Source organism: Pseudovibrio sp. JE062, assembly GCF_000156235.1.
Taxonomy (GTDB): domain Bacteria; phylum Pseudomonadota; class Alphaproteobacteria; order Rhizobiales; family Stappiaceae; genus Pseudovibrio.
On the sequence record NZ_DS996811.1, the window covers coordinates 312,689 to 332,340 of the forward strand.

Below are 19,652 nucleotides of genomic sequence, written 5' to 3' on the forward strand. Positions count from 1 at the left end.
ATGTATGAAACCATCGAAACATCTGTCGAAGGGCGCGTGGCAACCATCCGTTTCAATCGCCCCAAAGCTCTGAATGCGCTGAACTCCAAGGTACTGGAAGAAGTGCTGGATGCAGCGACCAAGTACGACGCCGATCCAACGATTGGATGTCTGATCCTGACCGGCAACGAGCGGGCCTTTGCAGCTGGTGCTGATATCGCTGAGCTCAACGAGCAAGACTACGCCAGCATGTATGCCAGCAACTTCTTCACCGGATGGGATCGCTTCGCCGCGCTCCGCATTCCGAAGATTGCTGCGGTTTCTGGGTACGCTCTGGGTGGCGGCTGTGAAGTTGCCATGATGTGCGATATCATTCTGGCAGCTGACACTGCCAAATTCGGCCAACCAGAAGTGAAGATCGGCTGTATTCCGGGCATTGGTGGGTCTCAACGCCTTACCAAGCTGGTCGGCAAAGCACGAGCGATGGATCTGATCCTGACGGGCCGTATGATCGATGCGCAAGAAGCGTACGATATGGGCCTCATAAGCCGAAAAATCCCGGCAGACGAACTGCTTTCCGTTGCAAAGGAAACGGCTGAGACTATCGCAGGCTATGCACGGGACATCACCATGATGGCCCGGGCCTGTGTGAATGCAGCCGATGAGAACTCGCTGGAAAATGGCATCCGCTTTGAACGGCAGATGTACCATGCGCTGTTTGGCTCTCCCGCTCAACAGGAGGGCATGACTGCCTTCCTTGAAAAGCGTAAGCCAAACTTCAATGAGCAGGCTAAGCTGGAAGACGCTTAGAGCTCAAGAAAGCGCCCGGGTGTGAGAGGGTTACCCCGGGCGTTTTTTTCTGGTGAACTATTCGCCAATGAAAGGATTGTCCCGCAATCTCTTGGCAGCAAAATCCACGAAGGATCTCACCTTCGCACTGGCACGCCGGCCTTCCATGTAAACGATATGGACCGGGAGTGGATCGGGTTCATACTCCTCCAGTGCCAACTGCAATGCTCCGTTCGCCACATCCTTCGCCACCTGATAGGACAGCAGGCGCGTGATCCCGGCGCCTCCCGTAGCGGCCTGAATGGCAGCGCAGTTCTGGTTACAGCGCAGGTGAGGTTTGATCTTCACCACCTCCGATTTTTCGCCAGAAAACTTCCATTGATTGCTGGTTTCCACCGCAGTGGGCTGGATGATCTTGTGGTCTGCCAGATCGGACGGGGTTTGCGGAACTCCATACTCCGCAAAATACTCAGGAGCGGCACAAATCACACGGCGGATGCTCCCCACGCGAGTGGCATAAAGGCTGGAATCCTGCAGGTTCCCGATACGAATGGCCACATCCAGATTGTCTTCCACCATATTGACGATGCGATCATAGAACACTGCATTGACGCTGACTTCCGGATAGAGATCCAGATACTGGGTGATCAGAGGGATGATGTACTTCTGCCCGAACAATACGGGGGCTGTGATGGAAAGCTCCCCAATCGGCTTTGCGAAACTGCCCGTTACTGCGGCTTCCGCCTGATCAACGCTTTCCAGAATGCCTTTCACGTCACACAGATAATGCCGACCCGCATCTGTCAGGCGGACATGGCGGGTGGTTCGGTTGAACAATCTTGTGCCAAGGGATTGCTCCAGCCGGGCGACGGAGCGGGTCACCGCAGGAGCTGAAAGGCCAAGCTTTTTGCTGGCTTCCACGAAACTCTCCCGCTCAGCCACCTCCACGAAGACCTGCATTGTTTCAAGTTTGTCCATAACAATCCCGCAATCACACTCATTTATTACAGCAAGTGTAATAGTGAATTGCACAGAAGCCCAATTATTTCCTTTCAAACATTGGTTACATGAAGACCATCATCCGGTTTCAATAATAAGGAGATAATCAATGTCACGCATTTCTACCCCATCCTCCATCGAAGCCGCTCCTCAGGAGTCTCAGGCTTCCCTTCAGGCCGTTAAGTCTCAGCTCGGCTCCGTGCCGAACCTGTTCCGTATCGTTGCCAACAGCCCACAAACCCTGGAAGGTTACCTCGGTTTGAACGGCGCGCTTGGCAAGGGAACTTTGCCCGCCGCAACCCGAGAGCGTATCGCTCTGGCCGTGGCCGAGCTGAATGGCTGTAACTACTGCCTCTCCGCACACACCTACCTTGCATCCAACCTTGCCAAGCTCTCTGAAGATGAGATCGTGAAGAACCGCAAAGGCAGCTCAGAGGACGCGAAAGCCGCTGTTGCTGTTGAGTTCGCGGTCGCCGTCGTCAAGAACCGCGGTCAGGTTTCCGATGCAGCAGTGCAGGCTGTGCGCGATGCAGGCTACTCCGATGCAGAGCTCGTTGAGATTGTTGGACATGTGGCCCTGAACACGCTGACCAATTACATGAACGAGGTTCTGGGAACGGAAGTGGACTTCCCAGCCGCTAAAGAACTTGCCTGATACCACAGGCAGGTGGGGCCCAATCCACCTGCCACCCTTCCGGAGATCGTCATGACCAGACCACCACTCCCACCGTTCACACGGGAAACAGCCAGCGCCAAGATCCGTGCGGCGGAAGATGGCTGGAACTCAAGGGATCCGCAAAAGGTTGCATTGGCCTACACGCCAGACTGCCAATGGCGGAACAGAGCCGAATTTGTAACCGGTCGCCACGAGATTGAGCAGCTGCTCACTCGCAAATGGACCCGAGAGCTCGATTACCGCCTTATTAAAGAGCTATGGGCCTATGAAGGTGACCGCATCGCAGTTCGCTTTGCCTATGAGTATCATGACGACTCCGGACAGTGGTTCCGCGCATATGGCAACGAAAACTGGGAGTTCGCAGAAGACGGCCTGATGAAGCGCCGCATTGCGAGCATCAATGAGCACACGATCAAGCCGGAGGAGCGCAAGTTCCATTGGCCCCTCGGTCGCCGCCCGGATGATCATGCCAGCCTGAGTGATCTGGGTCTTTAACTGGAGGAACCCCCATGTATTCCAGTGATATTGCCTTTACGCCCACCGTCAAAGCCATCCAGAGCCGCAAAGGCTCGCGCCATGGCTATGCCAGCATGGAAGAAAGCGGTGGCTGGAAGACCGAAGTCACCGACGATCTGGCGCAATACATCGCCGCGCAGCGCAGTTTCTTTCTGGCAACCTCCAATGCAGATGGTCAGCCATATATTCAGCACCGCGGCGGACCGATGGGTTTCCTGAAGGTGCTCGACAATCGGCGCCTCGGTTTTGCGGATTTTCGCGGCAATCGGCAGTACATCAGTCAGGGCAATCTGGAGGACAACTCCAAGGCCTTCATCTTCCTGATCGATTACCTGCAAAAGACGCGCATCAAGATCTGGGGCACGGCCAAAGTCATTGAAAACGATCCTGAACTGATCGAGCAATTGATGCAGTACGACCAGCCCTATCGCGCTGCCCCAGAGCAGGCGATCATCTTCACCATTGATGCGTGGGATGCCAACTGCCCGCAGCACATTCCTGTGCGCGTGGATGCAGAATGGGTGAGATCGGCGCTGGAAGAAAAAGAACAGAAGATTGCAGAGCTGGAAGCACAGATCCAGAAGCTGCAAAGCGCCGTAGAAACCAACTGAACAAGAATAGCGGGTGGGCAACCTCACCCGTTACTGCGTATTCCCGAGACTTATCTGGCCCTAATATCGGGAATACGCACTATCATTTTCCTATTGTGGGCCACCATAAAAATCACCCCACTGCTTCTTCTCAATCTCTGTCACCGCCGCAATCAGCTTTGCAGCGAACGCATCCGCCAATGCAGATGCTGGTCGTTGGGAGGGAAGGAGAATGGAGATCGCCAGAACCACCTTTGGCGCAAACGGACGGAAGACAAGCGAGCTGTGTTCCCGAGCCGTGTTCAGATAGCCATCCGCTGTCATCGGGTCACAAATGCAGTAGCACAGGCCATCTTCCACCAACTTCAGCGCAGGCAAAAAGTTACGCAGCTCAAAGCGTTGGTTGAACTCTGCTCTCTGGTCCTCAAAGGCCATCCGCGTAGAAACGCAGTTTGGGTGCATCTCTGGCAGCGTTGCCAATGGCTTTCCCGAAAGATCTTTGGCTTCAATGATCTCCTTGCGGGCCAACGGATCATCACTGCGCAGAGCGCAGATACAGTTGAGCAAGAAGTCATGGGTGAACAGCGCTGTGTTCGGGGCAGGGGTCTCAGCCAAGCCAACGTCATACTGCTGAGAAGCCACCCACTCCTCAATCACGTTGGAACCGCGCATCATCAGCGAGACTTTCACATCCGGCTTGTCCTGCACAAACTCTGAGATCAGTTGCGGTACGAGCACCTGAGAGGACGCTGGCATGAATGCCACGTTGAGCCGACCTTGTTGTAGGGAGCCGATCTCACGCATGGTCCGCGTTGAGCGCGCAAGGCGGTCCAGAATGGCTTCCGCTTCTCCCAAAAAGAACTGCGCTTCCGGTTTTCGGATCAGTTTTCCTCGCTGCCGTTCAAACAACTCGATGCCTAGTTCCTGCTCCAGATTGGAGATCAGAGAACTTACCGCAGGTTGCGTTCTGCCAAGGGTACGTGCCGCTTCAGAGATGGAACCGGTGCGCATCACTTCACGAAATGCCTGCAACTGTCGAAAACTCAGGTTCATGTAACTGCCTGTAATTGTGAGGCAATCGCATGCCCCATAATTTTTTTCTATACACTAATAGATTAAATCATTTTGATTTTATAGGTCAAAGTCGAAATCTTCCCCGGAACAGCACTGCGGACATCTACTTAGGGAGGATTGCTGATGGATCGCTTTATGAGCCTGCTGCTGACGGGGCTGATCTGCCTTGTTGCATTGGGCCAGTTTGTACAGGTGATCACGCGATACTTGCTTGAGATCCCAGTCCTGGGGCTGGAAGAGAGCCTGCTTTACCCAACAATGTGGCTTTACATGGCCGGTGCGGTAAACGCATCGCGCGAAAACAGCCATATCCGCGCCAACGTTCTTGAGATCTTCCTCAAAACACCAAAGCAAGTGGCCGTGCTCGCGCTCATCGGCGAAGCGCTGAGCCTCGTTATCGGCTGCTGGCTCACCTACTGGGCGTGGGACTTCACCAAATACTCCATGCGTGTCTGGAGAGAGAGCCCAACCCTTTACATCCCAACCTTCTACGTGGACGTGGCGTTGATCACCGGCCTTGTGCTGATGATGGTCTTCACTGCAATCCAGCTTGGCCGCCACATCTATCAGGTCGCGACAGGCAACTACCCACCATCAGCCACACACACAACAGAGTCCCTACAAGAGGAGCTGGCCTGATATGGTTGAGATTGCACTTCTTTCCGTTGCAGTTCTCGTTATTCTGCTCACTCTTGGCGTGCCGTTGCCCTACTGTTTTGGCGCGGGCCTGATGACCATGTACTTCGCTGGTGACGTCATCATGAAGGGCAACATGCTCTGGGGCTTCCAACAGCTTGGCAACCCGGTTCTGCTTGCTATTCCGCTGTTTGTTCTGGCAGGCACGATCATGAGCGTCAGCGGCATTGCCGCCAGTTTGCTCAACTTCGTCAACATCTTCATCGGCCATCTGCGCGGCGGTCTGGGCGTTGTGGCAACTGTCAGCTGTGCGCTCATCGGTGCGATCTCCGGCTCCGGCCTCACCGGTGTGGCTGCGATTGGTCCGCTTCTTATTCCTGAGATGGAAAAGCAGGGCTACCCGCGCGCTTACGCCACCGCTCTCATCGCCAACGCCTCTCTTCTTGGCCTACTGATCCCGCCAAGCGTGACCATGATTGTCTATGGCTGGGTGACAGACACATCCATCCTTGCCTGCTTCCTCGCAACGCTTGGTCCGGGCCTGCTGATCATGTCCAGCTTCTCTGTTGTGAACCTGCGTCTGGCGCGCAAGTTTGACCTGAAACTGGAAGACCGCCCGCGTGGCAAAGCCTTCGTGCAGGAAGCCAGCCATCGCGGTTTCAAGGCAACCCCGGCGCTGCTCATGCCAGTCATCATCCTTGGCGGCATCTACGGCGGCATCATGACGCCAACTGAAGCGGCGGCTGTTGCGGTGATCTACGCGATCCCAGTTGGCTTCCTCATCTACCGTGGTCTGGATGCCAAAACCTTCCTTGGTGCAGGCAAAGAAGCTGCGACTTCCGTTGGCGCGATCATGCTGATGATCCTGTTCTCCATGATCCTTTCCCAGATGTTCGTTCTGGAAAGCGTGCCTCAGGAGCTGGTGGAAGCGATCTTCTCCATTACTGAGAACAAGATCCTGCTGCTGATCCTCATCAACATCCTGCTCTTCCTTGTGGGCATGGTGGTGAACGACGTGACCGCGATCATCCTGATTGCTCCGTTGCTTCTGCCACTCATGGAAGCGATCGGCATCAGCCCGATCCAGTTTGCAGCGATCATGGGCGTGAACACAGCCATGGGCGGTGTGACCCCTCCATACGCTTCGATCCTTTATCTGGGCGCACGCATCGGCAAGGTGCCAGTCACTCAGGTGATCCGCCCGGCCATGATCCTGATCCTGTTTGGCTATCTGCCAGTGGTGTTCCTGACCTCCTTCTGGTCAGACCTGTCTCTCTTCATTCCCCGGCTCTTTGGTTACTGACCCCATCACCAGACAAGAGCCCAAAGCGAGCTGTGGGAGCAGCTCCGATAACAGCAACCTCAGTTGCGATTGAAAACAAAACACAGAGGTGAACTATGATTTTGAAGGCATTGAAAACGACCCTTGCGCTGGCAACCATCATTGGTGGTGTAAGTGCAGCATCTGTCGCTCACGCCAAAACGCTGAAGATCAGCCACATCCGTCCGCAGGGTGCAACTGTTGATCTGGAAGTGAAAGACCTTGCTGAAGAGCTGAAAAAAGCAACCAATGGCGATCTGAAGCTGAAGATCTTCGCGGCAAGCGCACTGGGTGATTACACCACTGTGCAGGAGCGTATTTCCGTTGGTGCAATCGACATGGCTGTGCAGCCGGCAGCAACCGCTGTTGAGCGCAAAATGCAGATCAGTGCCTTCCCATATGTGGCTGAAAACTGGGAGCAGGCGCAGAAGATCTACGGTCCAGGCGGCGCCATCCATGACGCGATGAAAGAACTTTATGCCAAGCAGGACATCACCATGCTGGCAGCTTATCCGGTGTACTTCGGCGGTATCGCGCTGAACCGTGACGCTGTTGCTCCAGGTGATCCAAATGCAGACAAAGGCATCAAGGTTCGTGTGCCTGGTATCAAAAGCTTCCAGCTGACCGCAGACGCGCTGGGTTACATCAGCTCCCCAATTCCATTCTCTGAAGCCTTCACCGCTGTGCAGACCGGTGTTGTTGACGGTGTGGTTGGTTCCGGTGCTGAAGGCTACTACGCCTCCTTCCGTGATGTTGCGAAAACCTACATCCCGGTGAACACGCACTTTGAAGTCTGGTACCTGATCATCAACTCCGAGCGTTTTGAAGGCCTTGATGAAAGCTCCCGCAAAGCGCTCGTAGAAGCTGCGAAAGAGTTTGAAGCCAAGCGTTGGTCCAAAGCTGAATCCGATCAGGGTGCATTCGAGCAGAAACTGGCAGACTACGGCGCAACCATCGTCAGCCTCTCTGATAAGGAACTGGCAGCAGCGGCCAAGAAAGTACGCGCAGACGTATGGCCACAGATCCTGAACGATGTTGGCGCTGACTGGGGTCAGTCCATTCTTGAGAAGATCAAGAACTAAGTACTCAGACCGCTAGGTCTCCAATCGGATCAGGCAGTCTCGTTCCCCCACCGGCCCCGACCCCGGTGTCATCGAATTGCCTGATCCGCCCGGTTTTGGAGGCGCTTGCCTCCCAATTGAAATGTGCCAGTAAAAGGCAGGTCCAATGTTTCGCTCACTGCGCAAAACCGAGACCCCGAATGTCTCCATCACCATAAACGGGCAGGCGGTTCAGGTAGCTGAAGGCTCCAGCCTTTGGGCAGCCATGGCGCTTTCCGGCACAACGCAAACTCGTCTGGCCTCCGTCTCCGGCGATCAACGCTCCGCCTATTGCGCGATGGGCGTGTGCTTCGAGTGCCTTGTTGAGATTGATGGCATCCCCAACCAACAGGCCTGCCTCGCCAAGGTTTCTGAAGGAATGGAAGTTCGCAGTCAGCTGCTGACCGAACAGTCCATTGCTCCACTTGGTTCAGATGAGGGAGCGCAGCATGACTGAGATTTTTGACCTTGCCATCATCGGCGCTGGCCCCGGCGGCATGTCTGCCGCCTTGCAGGCCGCAGAATTTGGCGCCTCCGTTGTGGTTCTGGACCGAAAGGCAACACCCGGCGGCCAGATCTACCGCGATGTCACGCAAAGTCCTTTGCTGGACCCATCCGTTCTGGGTGTTGAATACACAGAGGGCGCAGAGCTGGTGAACGCCTTCCTTGAGGCCGACATTGACCGCCACCAGAACGCAGATGTCTGGCACATTGGCGAGAGTGGCGAAGTTCTCTATTCGCAAGACAACCAGACCCGCCGCCTTGTCGCCCGCGAACTCATCATCAGCCCCGGCGCGATGGAGCGGCCGTTCCCAATCGAAGGCTGGCATCTTCCCGGTGTGATGACCGCTGGTAGCGCGCAGGTGATGTTGAAATCGGACGGTATGGTGAAAGACGGTGCTATCTTCGCAGGCACCGGTCCGCTGCTGTACCTGATCGTCGCCCAATACCTGCGCCTCGGCGTGACCGTCAACGCGGTGGTCGATACTACACCAGCTGGAGGTGTTGGTCGCGCTTTGCAGCATCTGGGAGGTGCGCTGAGCAAACCAGCTTACCTCATCAAGGGGCTGAAGCTCCTTAACGAGATCCGCAAAGCTGGCGTTCCGGTCTTTCGTCACGCATCTGACCTGAGCGTTCTGGGAGAGAGCAAGGCCGTTGGCCTGCAGTTCAAACAGGACGGCCGCACACACTCCGTCAACGCTGACCACATCTTTCTGCATCAGGGCGTTATTCCCAACCTCAACATGACCCGAGCTCTTGGAATGGATCATCACTGGTCAGAGCAACAGCTCTGCTGGACCCCGACACATGACGACTGGGGCCAAAGTTCCATCCCGCACATCGCCGTGGTTGGTGACGCTGCTGGCATTCAGGGTGCTGAAGCGGCTCGGCACGCAGGCCGTCTGGCTACGCTGCAAGCCATGCACAAACTTGGCAAGGTGGATAAGTCGGACCTGGAGAGCATGAGTATGGCCCCTTTGAAGGCGATGAACTCGTTCAAAGCCTTCCGCCGTTTTCTGGACGCTTATTACGCGCCTCCAACACAGCAACGCATTCCAACGCAAAATTCAACGTTGGTATGTAGATGCGAGGAACAGACCGTTGGACAGCTCCGTACCGGGTTCGAGCAAGGTGCGAAAGATCCTAATGCTCTCAAAGCCTTAACACGGTGCGGCATGGGTCCGTGTCAGGGCCGACAGTGTGGACATACGGTCAGCGAGCTGCTGGCGGACTGGCAGAGCAAGCCTGTCTCAGAGGTAGGCTACTACCGCCTGCGCTCGCCGCAAAAACTGCTAAGCATCGAAGAACTAAGCCATTTTCAGGAGGTGCAACCTGCACCAAAACCAGCCGAGGTGTCCGCATGAATTTTGATGCAATCATCATCGGCGGCGGAATCCACGGCAGCGCAACAGCCTATCACCTTGCAAACGCTGGCATAAACGCTCTGGTGCTGGAAAAAGACTACGTTGGCCGCCATGCCTCCGGTGTAAACGCAGGCGGCGTGCGCTTGCTGGGCCGCGACTTTGCAGAAGTCCCCCTCTCCAAAGAAGCTATGACACGCTGGCAAACGCTGGATCAGGAGCTGGATGCCGACACCGGCTTTCGCCGACGCAGCCTGATCAACATCGCGATCAATGATGCGGACATAAGCAAAATCATCAGTCGCATCAATCAACTAGCGGAGCTTGGCTATAATCACGAAGTCCAGATCGATCAGCAGGAACTGCGCGAACGCCTGCCTCATGTTGCCTCCAACTGCGTCGGTGGTGTCGTCTCTGAGCAAGACGGTTATGCCATCCCCTACAAAGCCACCAGCGCATACCGATTAGCTGCCGAGCGCGCAGGAGCGGTCTTTCATGAAGGCGAAGCCGTTCAGTCTCTTCGCCAAATCGGCGACAACTGGCAGGTCACAACTGACAAGGCAACCTATAATGCTGGCATTCTGATCAACTGCTCCGGCGCCTGGGCTGACAAAACCGCGGTTCTGATGGGCGACAATGTCCCCCTCTCGCACAGCGCGCCCATGCTGATGATCACCGCCCGCATGCCACACTTTGCCGGGCCAGTGGTTGGAGCGATCTCACGGCAGCTGTCATTCAAACAGTTTGAGAACGGAACGGTTCTGATCGGCGGTGGGGCGAAGGGATTTGCGGACCGTGATAACAACCGCACGACACTGGACTACAAGAAACTGGCGCTTGCTGCTGAGACGACTAAGACCTTCTTTCCTATCATGAAAAAGGCCGTCATCAACCGCATGTGGGCTGGATTAGAGGCATACATGCCAGACAATTTGCCGGTGATTGGCGCCGGGGTGAATGCACGCAACGCTTACCATGCCTTCGGTTTTTCCGCGCACGGTTTTCAGCTTGGCCCAGTGGTGGGGGATGTTCTCACCCAGTTGATCACCACTGGCAGATCCAGCTTTGATCTGAACCCGTTCCGCATTGATCGCTTTGAGCGCAAGGTGCTCTAACTCTTCAATTTTCCAAGACAACAGGAAGTAAACCAATGACCATTGAACGCGTGGACTCCAACCACCGCATGAGCAAGATCGTCAAGCACAACGGCACCATCTATCTGTGCGGCCAGACCGCTGCAGATAATCCAAGCTGGGACATCACCGAACAGACCCGGCGCTGTCTGGCAAAGGTTGATGCTCTGCTGGAACAAGCTGGCAGTAATCGCAACAGGATCCTGTCCACCACCATTTATGTGCGCGATATGAAAGACTTCGCGGCAATGAATGCGGTTTGGGACGCATGGGTTGCTGATGGTGAGAAACCAGCGCGCGCCTGTGTGGAAGCACGCATGGCTCGTCCAGACATTCTGGTTGAGTTCACTGTGGTTGCTGCGCAGTAAGATTAAGCTGAGCCCGCGTTAGCTGCGGGCTCGCTATTTCTGAACGAGGCCTTCCACCATCACCTCCCAGGAAGCCAGAAAGCGCCGTTCCACCTCGTTATTGGTGCCCTCAAGACGGCTCAGGATCAGAGTTCCTTCAAACAACTCAACGATGGCTTCGACGATATGCGTTGCATTCGCTTTGCGGATCACACCGTTTTCCATCCCCTCGACAATCTGTTCGCTGATACGGCTGCGAAGCAGGCCGAAGAACTTCTTCAACACCACACGTGCAACATGGTGCTTGTAAAACTCCACCCAGATCGCCGTCAGTTCTGAGTGCGTTCCAAGGTAAATCAGCGTGGTCACACAGATAGAACGGATGCGTTCCAGCACATCGGCATCAGACTCTGTTTCCTCCTTGATCTGCTCAACAATCTCATCATCGCACATCTGCAGATACTCAGCCAGAATCTCGTCCTTACTGGCAAAGATGGAGCCAATGCTTTGCTGGGAGAGCCCGGTTTCCTTGGCGATATCCTTGAAGGTGGTGTTGAAATAGCCGTTACGCGCGAAACAACATAAAGAGCCTTGAAGAATGATCATACGATCATCCTGCAATGCAGCCGGAATATCCTCTCTGCTTTGCTGGGGGCCCTTCATAAACGCTCTCCAAAGTCTCGGTCACGACCTATTTCTGGCCGCAATACGGCTGTTTTCGGCGATTCAAGGGAAACGCTAGCATGTAATCATGGCCCCTGTGCCGGATGATCACAGGCAAGGTTGATACGCTTTTTTCCCGTTCACTAAGCTGAAAGCTTCCTTTGATTTGAGTTTGACGAATTTATGCAAGCTTACAAACTTGTAAAGTTGGTGTCCGGCAGCTGAAAAACTGGCGGGCTACTCCTTGGATGTCCCGGCAATAACGCCCCCAAGGAGATACACTATGAAAACAATCAGTATTTTGATGAGTTCCGTTCTTTTGACCGTTGCTTCAACTGGTTTTGTCGCTGCTGCTGGCACACCCGCCCCGGAGGCCGACCTCCAGATCAATACACCTTTCATTGTTGCCGATGCCCGCTCTGTTCAGGAAGAACATCGCGCTGAAAAAGCAGAATCTTGCAAAGATTACGATGACACTTCTGAACACGGTGAAGGGCATGATGAACGCAACGAACATGACGACCGTGATGAGCACGATCGCTACGATGACCATGACGAAGATCGTAACCACGACGATTGTGACCGCCATGATGATGAAGTTCAGCGGGAGCACGAGCACGAACGTTCAAGCCGATCCCACGGCTAATACTTCCCGCGGGTAGTCCCCAACACCACCCGAGGAAGTGCGCATCAACGTTTCCAGACGTTGATGCGCTTTCTTGACCGGATCAACCGGTTCGTGCAAACACAACGTACTGCAGTTACTCAGAGTATCTTATGCGCATTCTCTTGCTGGAAGACGACATCGAAATCGGAACATGGGTTGAAGACGGCCTCTCCAAGGCGGGTCATGTAATTGATTGGGTCAAAGACGGCCACGATGCGTTTTTGAATGCAACCACACGCGAGTATGACGTCATCGTTCTGGACCGCATGACACCGGGTCTTGATGGCCTGTCGGTTTTGAAAGCACTACGCTCTACCAACAACTCTGTCCCCGTCTTGTTTCTCACCGCGCTTGGTTCTGTCGAGGACCGCGTGGAAGGATTGGATGCAGGCGGAGATGACTATCTGCCCAAACCCTTTGCTTTCTCAGAGCTTTTAGCTCGCGTTTCCGCGCTTGGCCGCCGCCCCAGTACCAACTCAGGCGAAACAACAAGCTGCCTTGAAGTCGAGAAATTCCAACTCAACTTGCTGAAACAGCAATGCACCCGAGCAGGCCAGCCGGTTCCGCTCAATGCAAAAGAGTTCCGCTTGTTTGAAACCTTCATTCGCAACAAAGGCCGTGTGTTGACCAAGAACATGCTGTTGGAGAAGGTTTGGGACATGAACTTCGACCCGACCAGCAGCGTGGTAGAGACCCATATCAGCCGCCTGCGCAGCAAAATCGAAAAGCCGTTTGATATTGAACTCATCCGGACTATTCGCGGAGCAGGGTACATACTGGATGATTAAGTCGCTCAAACACCTCTGGCAAATGTCCGCCTTACGTCAGGCCTTTGCACTGACATTGGTGTTTTTGGGCGTGCTACTGGCAACAGGTTTGCTGGCAGATGTTTCTATCCGTGCTAACCTCAACCAAACCATCGACAATGAGCTGCTGGACAAGTTTGATCAGATCAAGACTGATCTTTCTCGCGGGGCAACCTATCAGTCGATTGCCGGCTCTTACCAATCAGAATCGGAGCATTTCAGCGTCGATGAGTTCATCAGTTTCAAGTCGGACACAGGCAAGATCTATGGCTATCCGATCCCTGATCTATATGGCGAAACCGGCTTCATAAACCTCGCGCCCTATTACTTTCATGAGGACGAAGAGGATGAGGAGAGCGGCGAGCATGTTGAATCCGAGACCAGCTGGCGAGCCTATGTGGGCCGCGTTCCCGGTGGCACGCTTGTTGTAGGGGCAAGCCTGAGGGCGCGAAATCAGCTATTGAACACGCTGCCTTATGCCTTCCTGTTCAGCGGCGGTGTGATGATGCTGATCACGCTTAGTGGTGGCCTCTGGTTTGGTTGGCGGGCGCAGCGACGTCTTTCCAAAATCACGCATGCTCTTGACCAGATCGCAGCCGGAGATCTGACAACCCGGATTGCCCCTCGGGACTGCAAGGATGACCTCGACATCCTTTCTGTGAAGCTGGATGACACCACGCAGAGGCTCGCAACAACGCTGCAGCAGGTCAGAGACCTTTCCGTCAATATCGCGCATGATCTGAAGACCCCACTCACACGGCTCAGAGCTCAACTGGAGCAGACGCAAGAGCAGAATCTGAAGGGTGTCAGCGATGCTGAGGGCGTTGCTGCTGCACTCAAGAAAACGGATGAACTACTCGAAGTCTTTGATGCCTTGCTGCGCATTTCGCGTATCCAATCAGGTGAAAGAAAGAAGCAGTTTCAGCCACTCAAGCTGGATACTCTGGCAAATGAAGTCGCTGAGATCTATCAGGCGGTCATTGAGGAAACTGGCCGGACATTCTCTCTCGAAATCAAAGATGCGACTACGATCCATGCTGACCGTGTGCTGCTCATTCAGGCTCTTGCCAACCTCATTGAAAATGCTCTCCGCCATACACCTCAGGACGCTAAAGTCACCCTTTTCGTATCAGGCAACACCATGGGCTTGAGGGACAATGGCCCCGGTATTCCGGAGGAGTTCTATCCACGCGTGCTTGAGCCGATGTTCCGAATGGAGAAAAGCCGCAGCACACCGGGTGCGGGGCTAGGTCTGGCATTGGTTAAAGCCATCGCGGATTTACATCAGGCCGAGTTGATCTTATCTGCACCTGCTTCAGGCTCCGGCCTCAGCATCGAGTTTGTTTTCGCAAACGAGCAAACAGGAGCAAACTGACTCAATCACGGTTCAAAGTCGATCTGATTGCCAAACAGTTTGCTCAGTGCGTCATGTCATCTTTCACACCAAACATTTTGGAGAGAGGTGTACTCATGAGCAGCAAGATCCTTCTGATTACCGGTGACTTTGGTGAGGACTACGAAGTCATTGTTCCCTTCATGCTGCTGAAAGCCATTGGATATGAAGTGCATGTTGCCTGCCCCCAAAAGCGGGAGGGGGATACAGTTGCCTCCTCCATTCATGACATCAACAAAAACTACCAAACCGTGACAGAGTGGGAAGGGCACCGCATCAACATCAATGTGGCTCTCGACCACCTCAATCCTACTGATTACATCGCACTGGTTCTCCCCGGAGGTCGCTCCTGCGAGTATCTGCGCACCTACCCGATTGTGCGGGAGGTGACAGCGCATTTCATCACGGAAAACAAACCGATTGCATCCATTTGTCGGGGTGTTCAGATCCTGCTGTCCACGGGCCTTTTGAAAGGCAAAACCATGACCGGAAACTTCGTTTGCGAGACGGAAGTTCAGATGGCGGGCAACACCTATGAAAAGCTGAACTATGAGGGCGTGGTGGTCGATGGCAACATCGTTTACGGCGTGGAATGGCACGGCCTCTGGGCCTGGATGCAGGCCTTCATGGAAAAGCTTGGTGTCTCCATCGAGCTGCCGCCTAAGGATGGGCGCGTGAAACCCATTCCCGGAGAAGGCTACACCTATAAAAGTCTCGGTTAGAGCACCGTTTAACTGATGCTCTAACCGATTGGTATCACTTAGCTGTTTGCGTCTGGCAACCGGATGGTAAGAGCCGGGTTGCGTGGGAAGAAGTTCATCGGCTGGATATGGATGGTCTTCCATTCCGTAGACATGACCGGCCAGTCTTCCATACGTGGAACATGATGGAAGCCAGCGGTAAACCAGGTGACCACGTCCTTGTTCATCAAATCGCGATCCTGTTTCACCCATTCTGCTAGACCATCAGAGCCGTCTGAACCCATGGCCAACTCACCACCTGCGTAGCGCTCTTTTGGATCGTAAGCCGTGTTCCACACGCTGTATTCGATGTAACGATTGCGCACGAATGGTGCATCGTTCTCAAAGTCAAATGGTGCGTAAGACACACTGCCGTGGTGGATCATGTAGCCCGGCTTGTGACCAAGATACCCGTCCACGTTTCCGTTCATCACCATAAAGGCTTTTGGCTTCATGGAGCTGAGGCGGAAACGGCCTTCCATCTCGCTTTTCACCGGTGTGTTCTTCACTGTCCAAAGTGAACGACGCGGGATATTGACGGGAGGCTCGCCACCAACAATCTCCTGAACCATCATTGTGTTATCTGGTCCATCGACATCAAAGTCGAGGCGGAAGTTGAAGTAGTGATCGTGGAATGGGGCCACGAGATATGGCGCGATCAACGACCCATATTTCGTATCTTCTGCAGCAGTTGGATCTGTTAGAGTTTTAGAGGCAACACCCTTCACCGCATCAAGACCAGATGCACCCACTTTCAGATAAATGGTGCCATCCTGCTTGAAGCGATAGTCGATCAGGTAGTCGTAGTTGCCCACTTCAGAGGCGGTGCGGATGACCAGTTCTGTCTCTGGACGACCTTCCGCCGGAACAAACTCTGTTTCTGACTGAGCAAACACCTCAAAGTGACGCCATGCCGGATTTCCAATGTCCCGCTCAAAGATGCAGATTGCGTCAGGGATCTCCAGCGGCTGGCCCATATCATCGTGGATGAGGGCAGGGAGGAAGGTGGCGTAATCCGGACAGTCCACATTCTTGCGCAGCGGTGTCAGGAACAAGCCAAAACCGTATTCTCCGCTGTCCATATAGGTGCGCCAGTACCAGCCTTCTGATGGGTCCATATACGGCACGAACACCTCAGAAAGGGAGGCCTGATAGAGCACAGAACGCCAATTGTTGCCGTCATTGGCTTTCACTTGCGACAAAACGAGGCCGGGACGTTTGTCGACGCGGTAACGCATCTTCCAGATGTCCCAGGTGATCTCGCTGCCATCAATAGAGAAGTTCGGGCCACCTTCCTGACGCAAGCGCGCCGGATTGGTTTTGGCTCTCAGTGCAGTGCGTTTAGCGACTTCATCTTCGTTGTAGCCCCAGTCATCCTCTGGTAGCGGAACAGCGCCTTCGTCCAGCACATCCAACACTATGCGCTCGGAAAGCTCCACAACGGCCACCAGCCCCTCAACCGGTTTAGCGTAGAAGTTGGAACTGGTTGGGTTCACGTAACACGGCACCTTCATCAGACGCTTGCCTTTTTCGGCATCGCTGAAGAAGTTGCCCGCAGTCAGCGGAAGGCAGAACACATCGTCTGGTGTCAGTCCACGTTTGGCAAGACCAGCAACCATGCGCTCATCTCCCAGCGCGATCTCCATGGCAGACATGAAGTCCGCCAGCATGATCATCGGCTGGCCTTCCATCGCGGAAGAACTCTCAACAGTGCCCTTGGTGATGTTCACCACGGCCTGATGGAACTTGTCGTTTTCCTGAAAATGCACTGTTGCTCTGCGATCAAGGCTCCCATCCGTCGCATTGCTCAGCACTGCCTGCTTGTGTGGCTCAAGAAGCTCAATCAGCGGGTAAAGAGTTTTGTCGCTGGCGATACTCGCTTCAATCAGCGTCGCCCGAACCGCGTTAAGCTCATCTCCCGTCAAGCCGTCCAGTGGATGAAGATCAGCAGCGTAGGCCGCCGATGTGAGCATCGAAGCGGCGACAAGCCCCCCCAACAGTTTTGAAGTCATTGGTTCCCTCCCAGTGAAAGGGGAGATGAACCCTCCAGCGTCTTCTCCCCCAAATTCCGTCCAGTTAAAGCTTAGGCGAGCAACGATCTGTGAGTCTGCGCATCCTGTGCAATTTACTAGGCATATCGTTTCAGAGCTGGTTCCTTCTGCCGGATCTGCTCAGCAAAGTTGCGCGGAGACATGCCAACTTGCGCCCGGAAGGCGCGGTTAAATGTCGACAGATCGCGGAAGCCAAACTCGAAGGCAAGCTGTGAAATTCTGAAGTCTTGTCTGGAATGCAAACGACGGGACAGCTCCCGTTTAAACCGCCCGACACGCACCTTGGCGATCTGCTCATTGCAGCTCAGGCCATGTTCCCGAAAGAGCCGATAAATGCTGCTGCGTGACATGCTGGAAAGCTTTGAGAGCTCATCGATATTGAAGTTCTCTTCCAATGCGTTGTCATGAATGAGCGAGAGGAGGAGCTGCAGCTTGTCATAACCCTCCTGCAAGGTGCTCGTGTCTTCATCCAGAAATGTTGCACTCACCACATCATGGAAAGCCCCTGACAACAAATGCTGCTTCTGGCTTCCGGGTTGAGCTGACAGCAGTATGTTGAGGTGTGCATTGATCAGTTGACCAGCTCCAGATACAGCCGAGATTTTACGCCCGCAGGCGTAGGTGGAGTTGAACTGTTTGTGCAGCAGATGGCGGGGGATGTGGATGGAGATCTGGTCAGACCCCAACTCTCGATTGGCGCGAAAGACAGAGGATTTTACTGAATCAATCAGCGTCATATCACCGGGGCTAGAGAGTAGGGCCGTCTGGCCATTTTGCTCCAACTCAGCTTCACCACGTAATTGAAGGATCAGGAAGTAGTAGGCCTCTCCATCCTTGCTGATATCAGAAGGGCCGCGGGTAATCTCTCTGGCATTGTGCGTGACACGGGCGCAGTCTACATCTCCCAGATGCAGCAGCGAGGCATTTCCGGTTACGCTGCCAGTCTCTGTGTTGGTGACGAAATGACCACAAATTTCAGTCAGCCGTGTGTTCCATTCATCCAGCTCAAATCGACAGGATTGATCTGAAGGTATCTGAATACACACTGGCGCCTCCCCTTACCATGGGGAATGCTAGAAAGAATCTAAACAGCAATCAAGCCAGATATATGCATTTTCCTATAAATGACAGAAATAATCGGTTTTACCGGCGGGCTCATCATCCGGTCAAGCAATCGATCACTTTACTATATACATATGATTTAATTGCATATTTTTGCATGCAAATGTGGTTTAGGGATCAAGTTTGACTGCTACTTCGCTTGCTTTTAAACGATGCTTAATTGCAATTCCATGCGATAGAAGCCTATCTATTTTGTAGTCACTCACGTCCCAGCGCCCAGTTGTGGGCGTACTCCTTGAAGGACTTGAAGACAGGGCTCTGGTACTTCTCAGTGTTGTAAACGAGAGAGAACTGCCGGGTCATCTTGTGTTGGAGGGGAAGGATCGACAGGCGACCATCCTGAACAGCTGCACTGACGGATCGTCTGGAAAGCACGGCAAGTCCAAGCCCTGCAATCACTGCATTCACGATCGCCGTTGTACTGTTGAGTTCAAACGCCTCAGTCCAGTCGTTCAGCTTAGACCCGACTTCCGTCAGAAAATACTCACGCGTCCCTGATCCCGGTTCCCGGAGCACCCAATTGTTGCCTTCCAGCGCTTCAAGGGCGAGCGGCTCATCAGCATTGGGGCATTGAGAGGGCGCGCAGATAACCACCATCTCATCAGTCATCCAGGGCTCCACCTTCAATCGCTTATCGCTGATCTTTGCTTCGATGAAGCCGAGATCCAACTCAAAGTCCAACAGCATTCGGCAGGTTTTGGTGGAGTTGGAAAGGCTCAGGGATTGATGCAGATAGCCGGTGTTTTTGCGGAAATCACCGAGCAAGGTCGGCAGCAGATGATTGCCGATCGTGTAACTGGACCCCACACGCAAATTACCGTTGGTTGCATCCTCGCCCTCAAAGATCTGAGAGATCGCTTCTGCCCGGTCCAACAACTCATCAGCCAGAGGCAGCAAACGGCGCCCTTGCTCGTTTAAGATGAGCTGCTTGTTAGCCCTATCGAACATCTTACGCCCCAGCTGCCGCTCTAACTCCGCAAGCGCCATGGAGATGGCAGACTTGGTCAGGAATAGTTTTTCAGCAGCTGCGGTAATTGAGCCTTCCTGAGTAATAGAAACAAACACTCTAAGCTGACGAAGCGTTATATTCATTCCAATGATACGCCTGTAATTGGGATCACATCATAACGTGTTCAATTTATCTGAACATCCTATTCAATATATTCAGATTTTCAGGACATATCAAAT

Annotated in this window: 21 protein-coding genes; 15 read left to right on the top strand and 6 right to left on the bottom strand. The window is 53.9% G+C overall.

Annotated features, from left to right (window positions below):
- Entirely contained in the window at positions 1-789 is a 789-nt protein-coding gene (locus PJE062_RS18250) for an enoyl-CoA hydratase-related protein (protein WP_008550950.1), read from the top strand.
- A 57-nt stretch (positions 790-846) separates the two neighbouring features.
- Here PJE062_RS18250 and PJE062_RS18255 read toward each other — a convergent pair whose 3' ends face one another.
- Entirely contained in the window at positions 847-1,746 is a 900-nt protein-coding gene (locus PJE062_RS18255) for a LysR family transcriptional regulator (RefSeq protein ID WP_008550799.1), read from the bottom strand.
- Between the two features lie 130 nt (positions 1,747-1,876).
- Between PJE062_RS18255 and PJE062_RS18260 the strand changes: the two genes are divergently transcribed.
- Genes PJE062_RS18260 through PJE062_RS18270 form a run of 3 tightly spaced genes read left to right on the top strand, consistent with a single transcriptional unit; the run spans position 1,877 to position 3,570 of the window.
- On the top strand, positions 1,877-2,422 hold the full coding sequence (locus PJE062_RS18260; RefSeq protein WP_008550845.1) for a carboxymuconolactone decarboxylase family protein: 546 nt from the start codon (positions 1,877-1,879) through the stop codon (positions 2,420-2,422).
- A 51-nt stretch (positions 2,423-2,473) separates the two neighbouring features.
- Entirely contained in the window at positions 2,474-2,938 is a 465-nt protein-coding gene (locus tag PJE062_RS18265; RefSeq protein WP_008551220.1) for a nuclear transport factor 2 family protein, read from the top strand.
- 14 nt (positions 2,939-2,952) lie between these two features.
- Positions 2,953-3,570, top strand: coding sequence for a pyridoxamine 5'-phosphate oxidase family protein (locus PJE062_RS18270; protein WP_008550847.1), 618 nt, complete (start codon positions 2,953-2,955; stop codon positions 3,568-3,570).
- A 90-nt stretch (positions 3,571-3,660) separates the two neighbouring features.
- On the opposite strand, the gene PJE062_RS18275 is transcribed toward PJE062_RS18270, so the two are convergent.
- The gene (locus PJE062_RS18275) at positions 3,661-4,602 is read right to left on the bottom strand and encodes a LysR substrate-binding domain-containing protein (protein ID WP_008550904.1); all 942 of its coding nucleotides are present in this window, start codon (positions 4,600-4,602) and stop codon (positions 3,661-3,663) included.
- Between the two features lie 144 nt (positions 4,603-4,746).
- Between PJE062_RS18275 and PJE062_RS18280 the strand changes: the two genes are divergently transcribed.
- From PJE062_RS18280 to PJE062_RS18310, 7 genes are all read left to right on the top strand, one after another.
- Positions 4,747-5,262 carry a TRAP transporter small permease gene (locus PJE062_RS18280; RefSeq protein ID WP_008551084.1) on the top strand — a complete coding sequence of 172 codons (516 nt, stop codon included), beginning with the start codon at positions 4,747-4,749 and terminating at the stop codon, positions 5,260-5,262.
- A gap of 1 nt (position 5,263) precedes the next feature.
- Positions 5,264-6,562: a TRAP transporter large permease gene (locus PJE062_RS18285; RefSeq protein ID WP_008550834.1), complete on the top strand. Its 1,299-nt coding sequence runs from the start codon at positions 5,264-5,266 to the stop codon at positions 6,560-6,562.
- A gap of 95 nt (positions 6,563-6,657) precedes the next feature.
- Positions 6,658-7,662: a TRAP transporter substrate-binding protein DctP gene (gene dctP, locus PJE062_RS18290; RefSeq protein ID WP_008551078.1), complete on the top strand. Its 1,005-nt coding sequence runs from the start codon at positions 6,658-6,660 to the stop codon at positions 7,660-7,662.
- A gap of 145 nt (positions 7,663-7,807) precedes the next feature.
- Entirely contained in the window at positions 7,808-8,137 is a 330-nt protein-coding gene (locus PJE062_RS18295; protein WP_008550871.1) for a (2Fe-2S)-binding protein, read from the top strand.
- Positions 8,130-9,545, top strand: a complete 1,416-nt coding sequence (locus tag PJE062_RS18300; RefSeq protein ID WP_008551093.1) for an NAD(P)/FAD-dependent oxidoreductase — start codon at positions 8,130-8,132, stop codon at positions 9,543-9,545. The genes PJE062_RS18295 and PJE062_RS18300 overlap by 8 nt, the downstream gene beginning before the upstream one ends.
- On the top strand, positions 9,542-10,657 hold the full coding sequence (locus PJE062_RS18305; RefSeq protein WP_008551131.1) for an FAD-binding oxidoreductase: 1,116 nt from the start codon (positions 9,542-9,544) through the stop codon (positions 10,655-10,657). Before PJE062_RS18300 ends, PJE062_RS18305 begins: the two co-directional genes overlap by 4 nt.
- A gap of 35 nt (positions 10,658-10,692) precedes the next feature.
- Positions 10,693-11,043, top strand: a complete 351-nt coding sequence (locus PJE062_RS18310; RefSeq protein ID WP_008550821.1) for a RidA family protein — start codon at positions 10,693-10,695, stop codon at positions 11,041-11,043.
- A gap of 33 nt (positions 11,044-11,076) precedes the next feature.
- Here the strand turns inward: PJE062_RS18310 and PJE062_RS18315 are convergent, their stop codons facing one another.
- Positions 11,077-11,685 (bottom strand): TetR/AcrR family transcriptional regulator, encoded by a 609-nt coding sequence (locus tag PJE062_RS18315; RefSeq protein WP_008551248.1) that lies wholly within the window; start codon positions 11,683-11,685, stop codon positions 11,077-11,079.
- Positions 11,686-11,968: 283 nt separating this feature from the next.
- Here PJE062_RS18315 and PJE062_RS18320 point away from each other — a divergent pair, with 283 nt between their 5' ends.
- From PJE062_RS18320 to PJE062_RS18335, 4 genes are all read left to right on the top strand, one after another.
- Entirely contained in the window at positions 11,969-12,331 is a 363-nt protein-coding gene (locus tag PJE062_RS18320; protein WP_008551157.1) for a hypothetical protein, read from the top strand.
- Between the two features lie 131 nt (positions 12,332-12,462).
- Positions 12,463-13,140, top strand: coding sequence for a response regulator transcription factor (locus tag PJE062_RS18325; RefSeq protein WP_008550965.1), 678 nt, complete (start codon positions 12,463-12,465; stop codon positions 13,138-13,140).
- Positions 13,133-14,533: a HAMP domain-containing sensor histidine kinase gene (locus tag PJE062_RS18330; RefSeq protein ID WP_008551141.1), complete on the top strand. Its 1,401-nt coding sequence runs from the start codon at positions 13,133-13,135 to the stop codon at positions 14,531-14,533. Before PJE062_RS18325 ends, PJE062_RS18330 begins: the two co-directional genes overlap by 8 nt.
- Positions 14,534-14,628: 95 nt before the next feature.
- On the top strand, positions 14,629-15,273 hold the full coding sequence (locus PJE062_RS18335) for a DJ-1/PfpI family protein (protein WP_008551227.1): 645 nt from the start codon (positions 14,629-14,631) through the stop codon (positions 15,271-15,273).
- Positions 15,274-15,311: 38 nt separating this feature from the next.
- Here PJE062_RS18335 and PJE062_RS18340 read toward each other — a convergent pair whose 3' ends face one another.
- The 3 genes from PJE062_RS18340 to PJE062_RS18350 all read right to left on the bottom strand — a co-directional run bounded on the left by PJE062_RS18340 (position 15,312) and on the right by PJE062_RS18350 (position 19,556).
- A complete protein-coding gene (locus PJE062_RS18340) occupies positions 15,312-17,303 on the bottom strand; it encodes a tyramine oxidase (protein ID WP_008551005.1) in 1,992 nt (663 codons plus the stop codon).
- A gap of 116 nt (positions 17,304-17,419) precedes the next feature.
- The gene (locus PJE062_RS18345) at positions 17,420-18,388 is read right to left on the bottom strand and encodes a helix-turn-helix domain-containing protein (RefSeq protein ID WP_008551079.1); all 969 of its coding nucleotides are present in this window, start codon (positions 18,386-18,388) and stop codon (positions 17,420-17,422) included.
- A gap of 274 nt (positions 18,389-18,662) precedes the next feature.
- On the bottom strand, positions 18,663-19,556 hold the full coding sequence (locus PJE062_RS18350; protein ID WP_037037581.1) for a LysR substrate-binding domain-containing protein: 894 nt from the start codon (positions 19,554-19,556) through the stop codon (positions 18,663-18,665).
- Between the last annotated feature and the right edge of the window lie 96 nt (positions 19,557-19,652).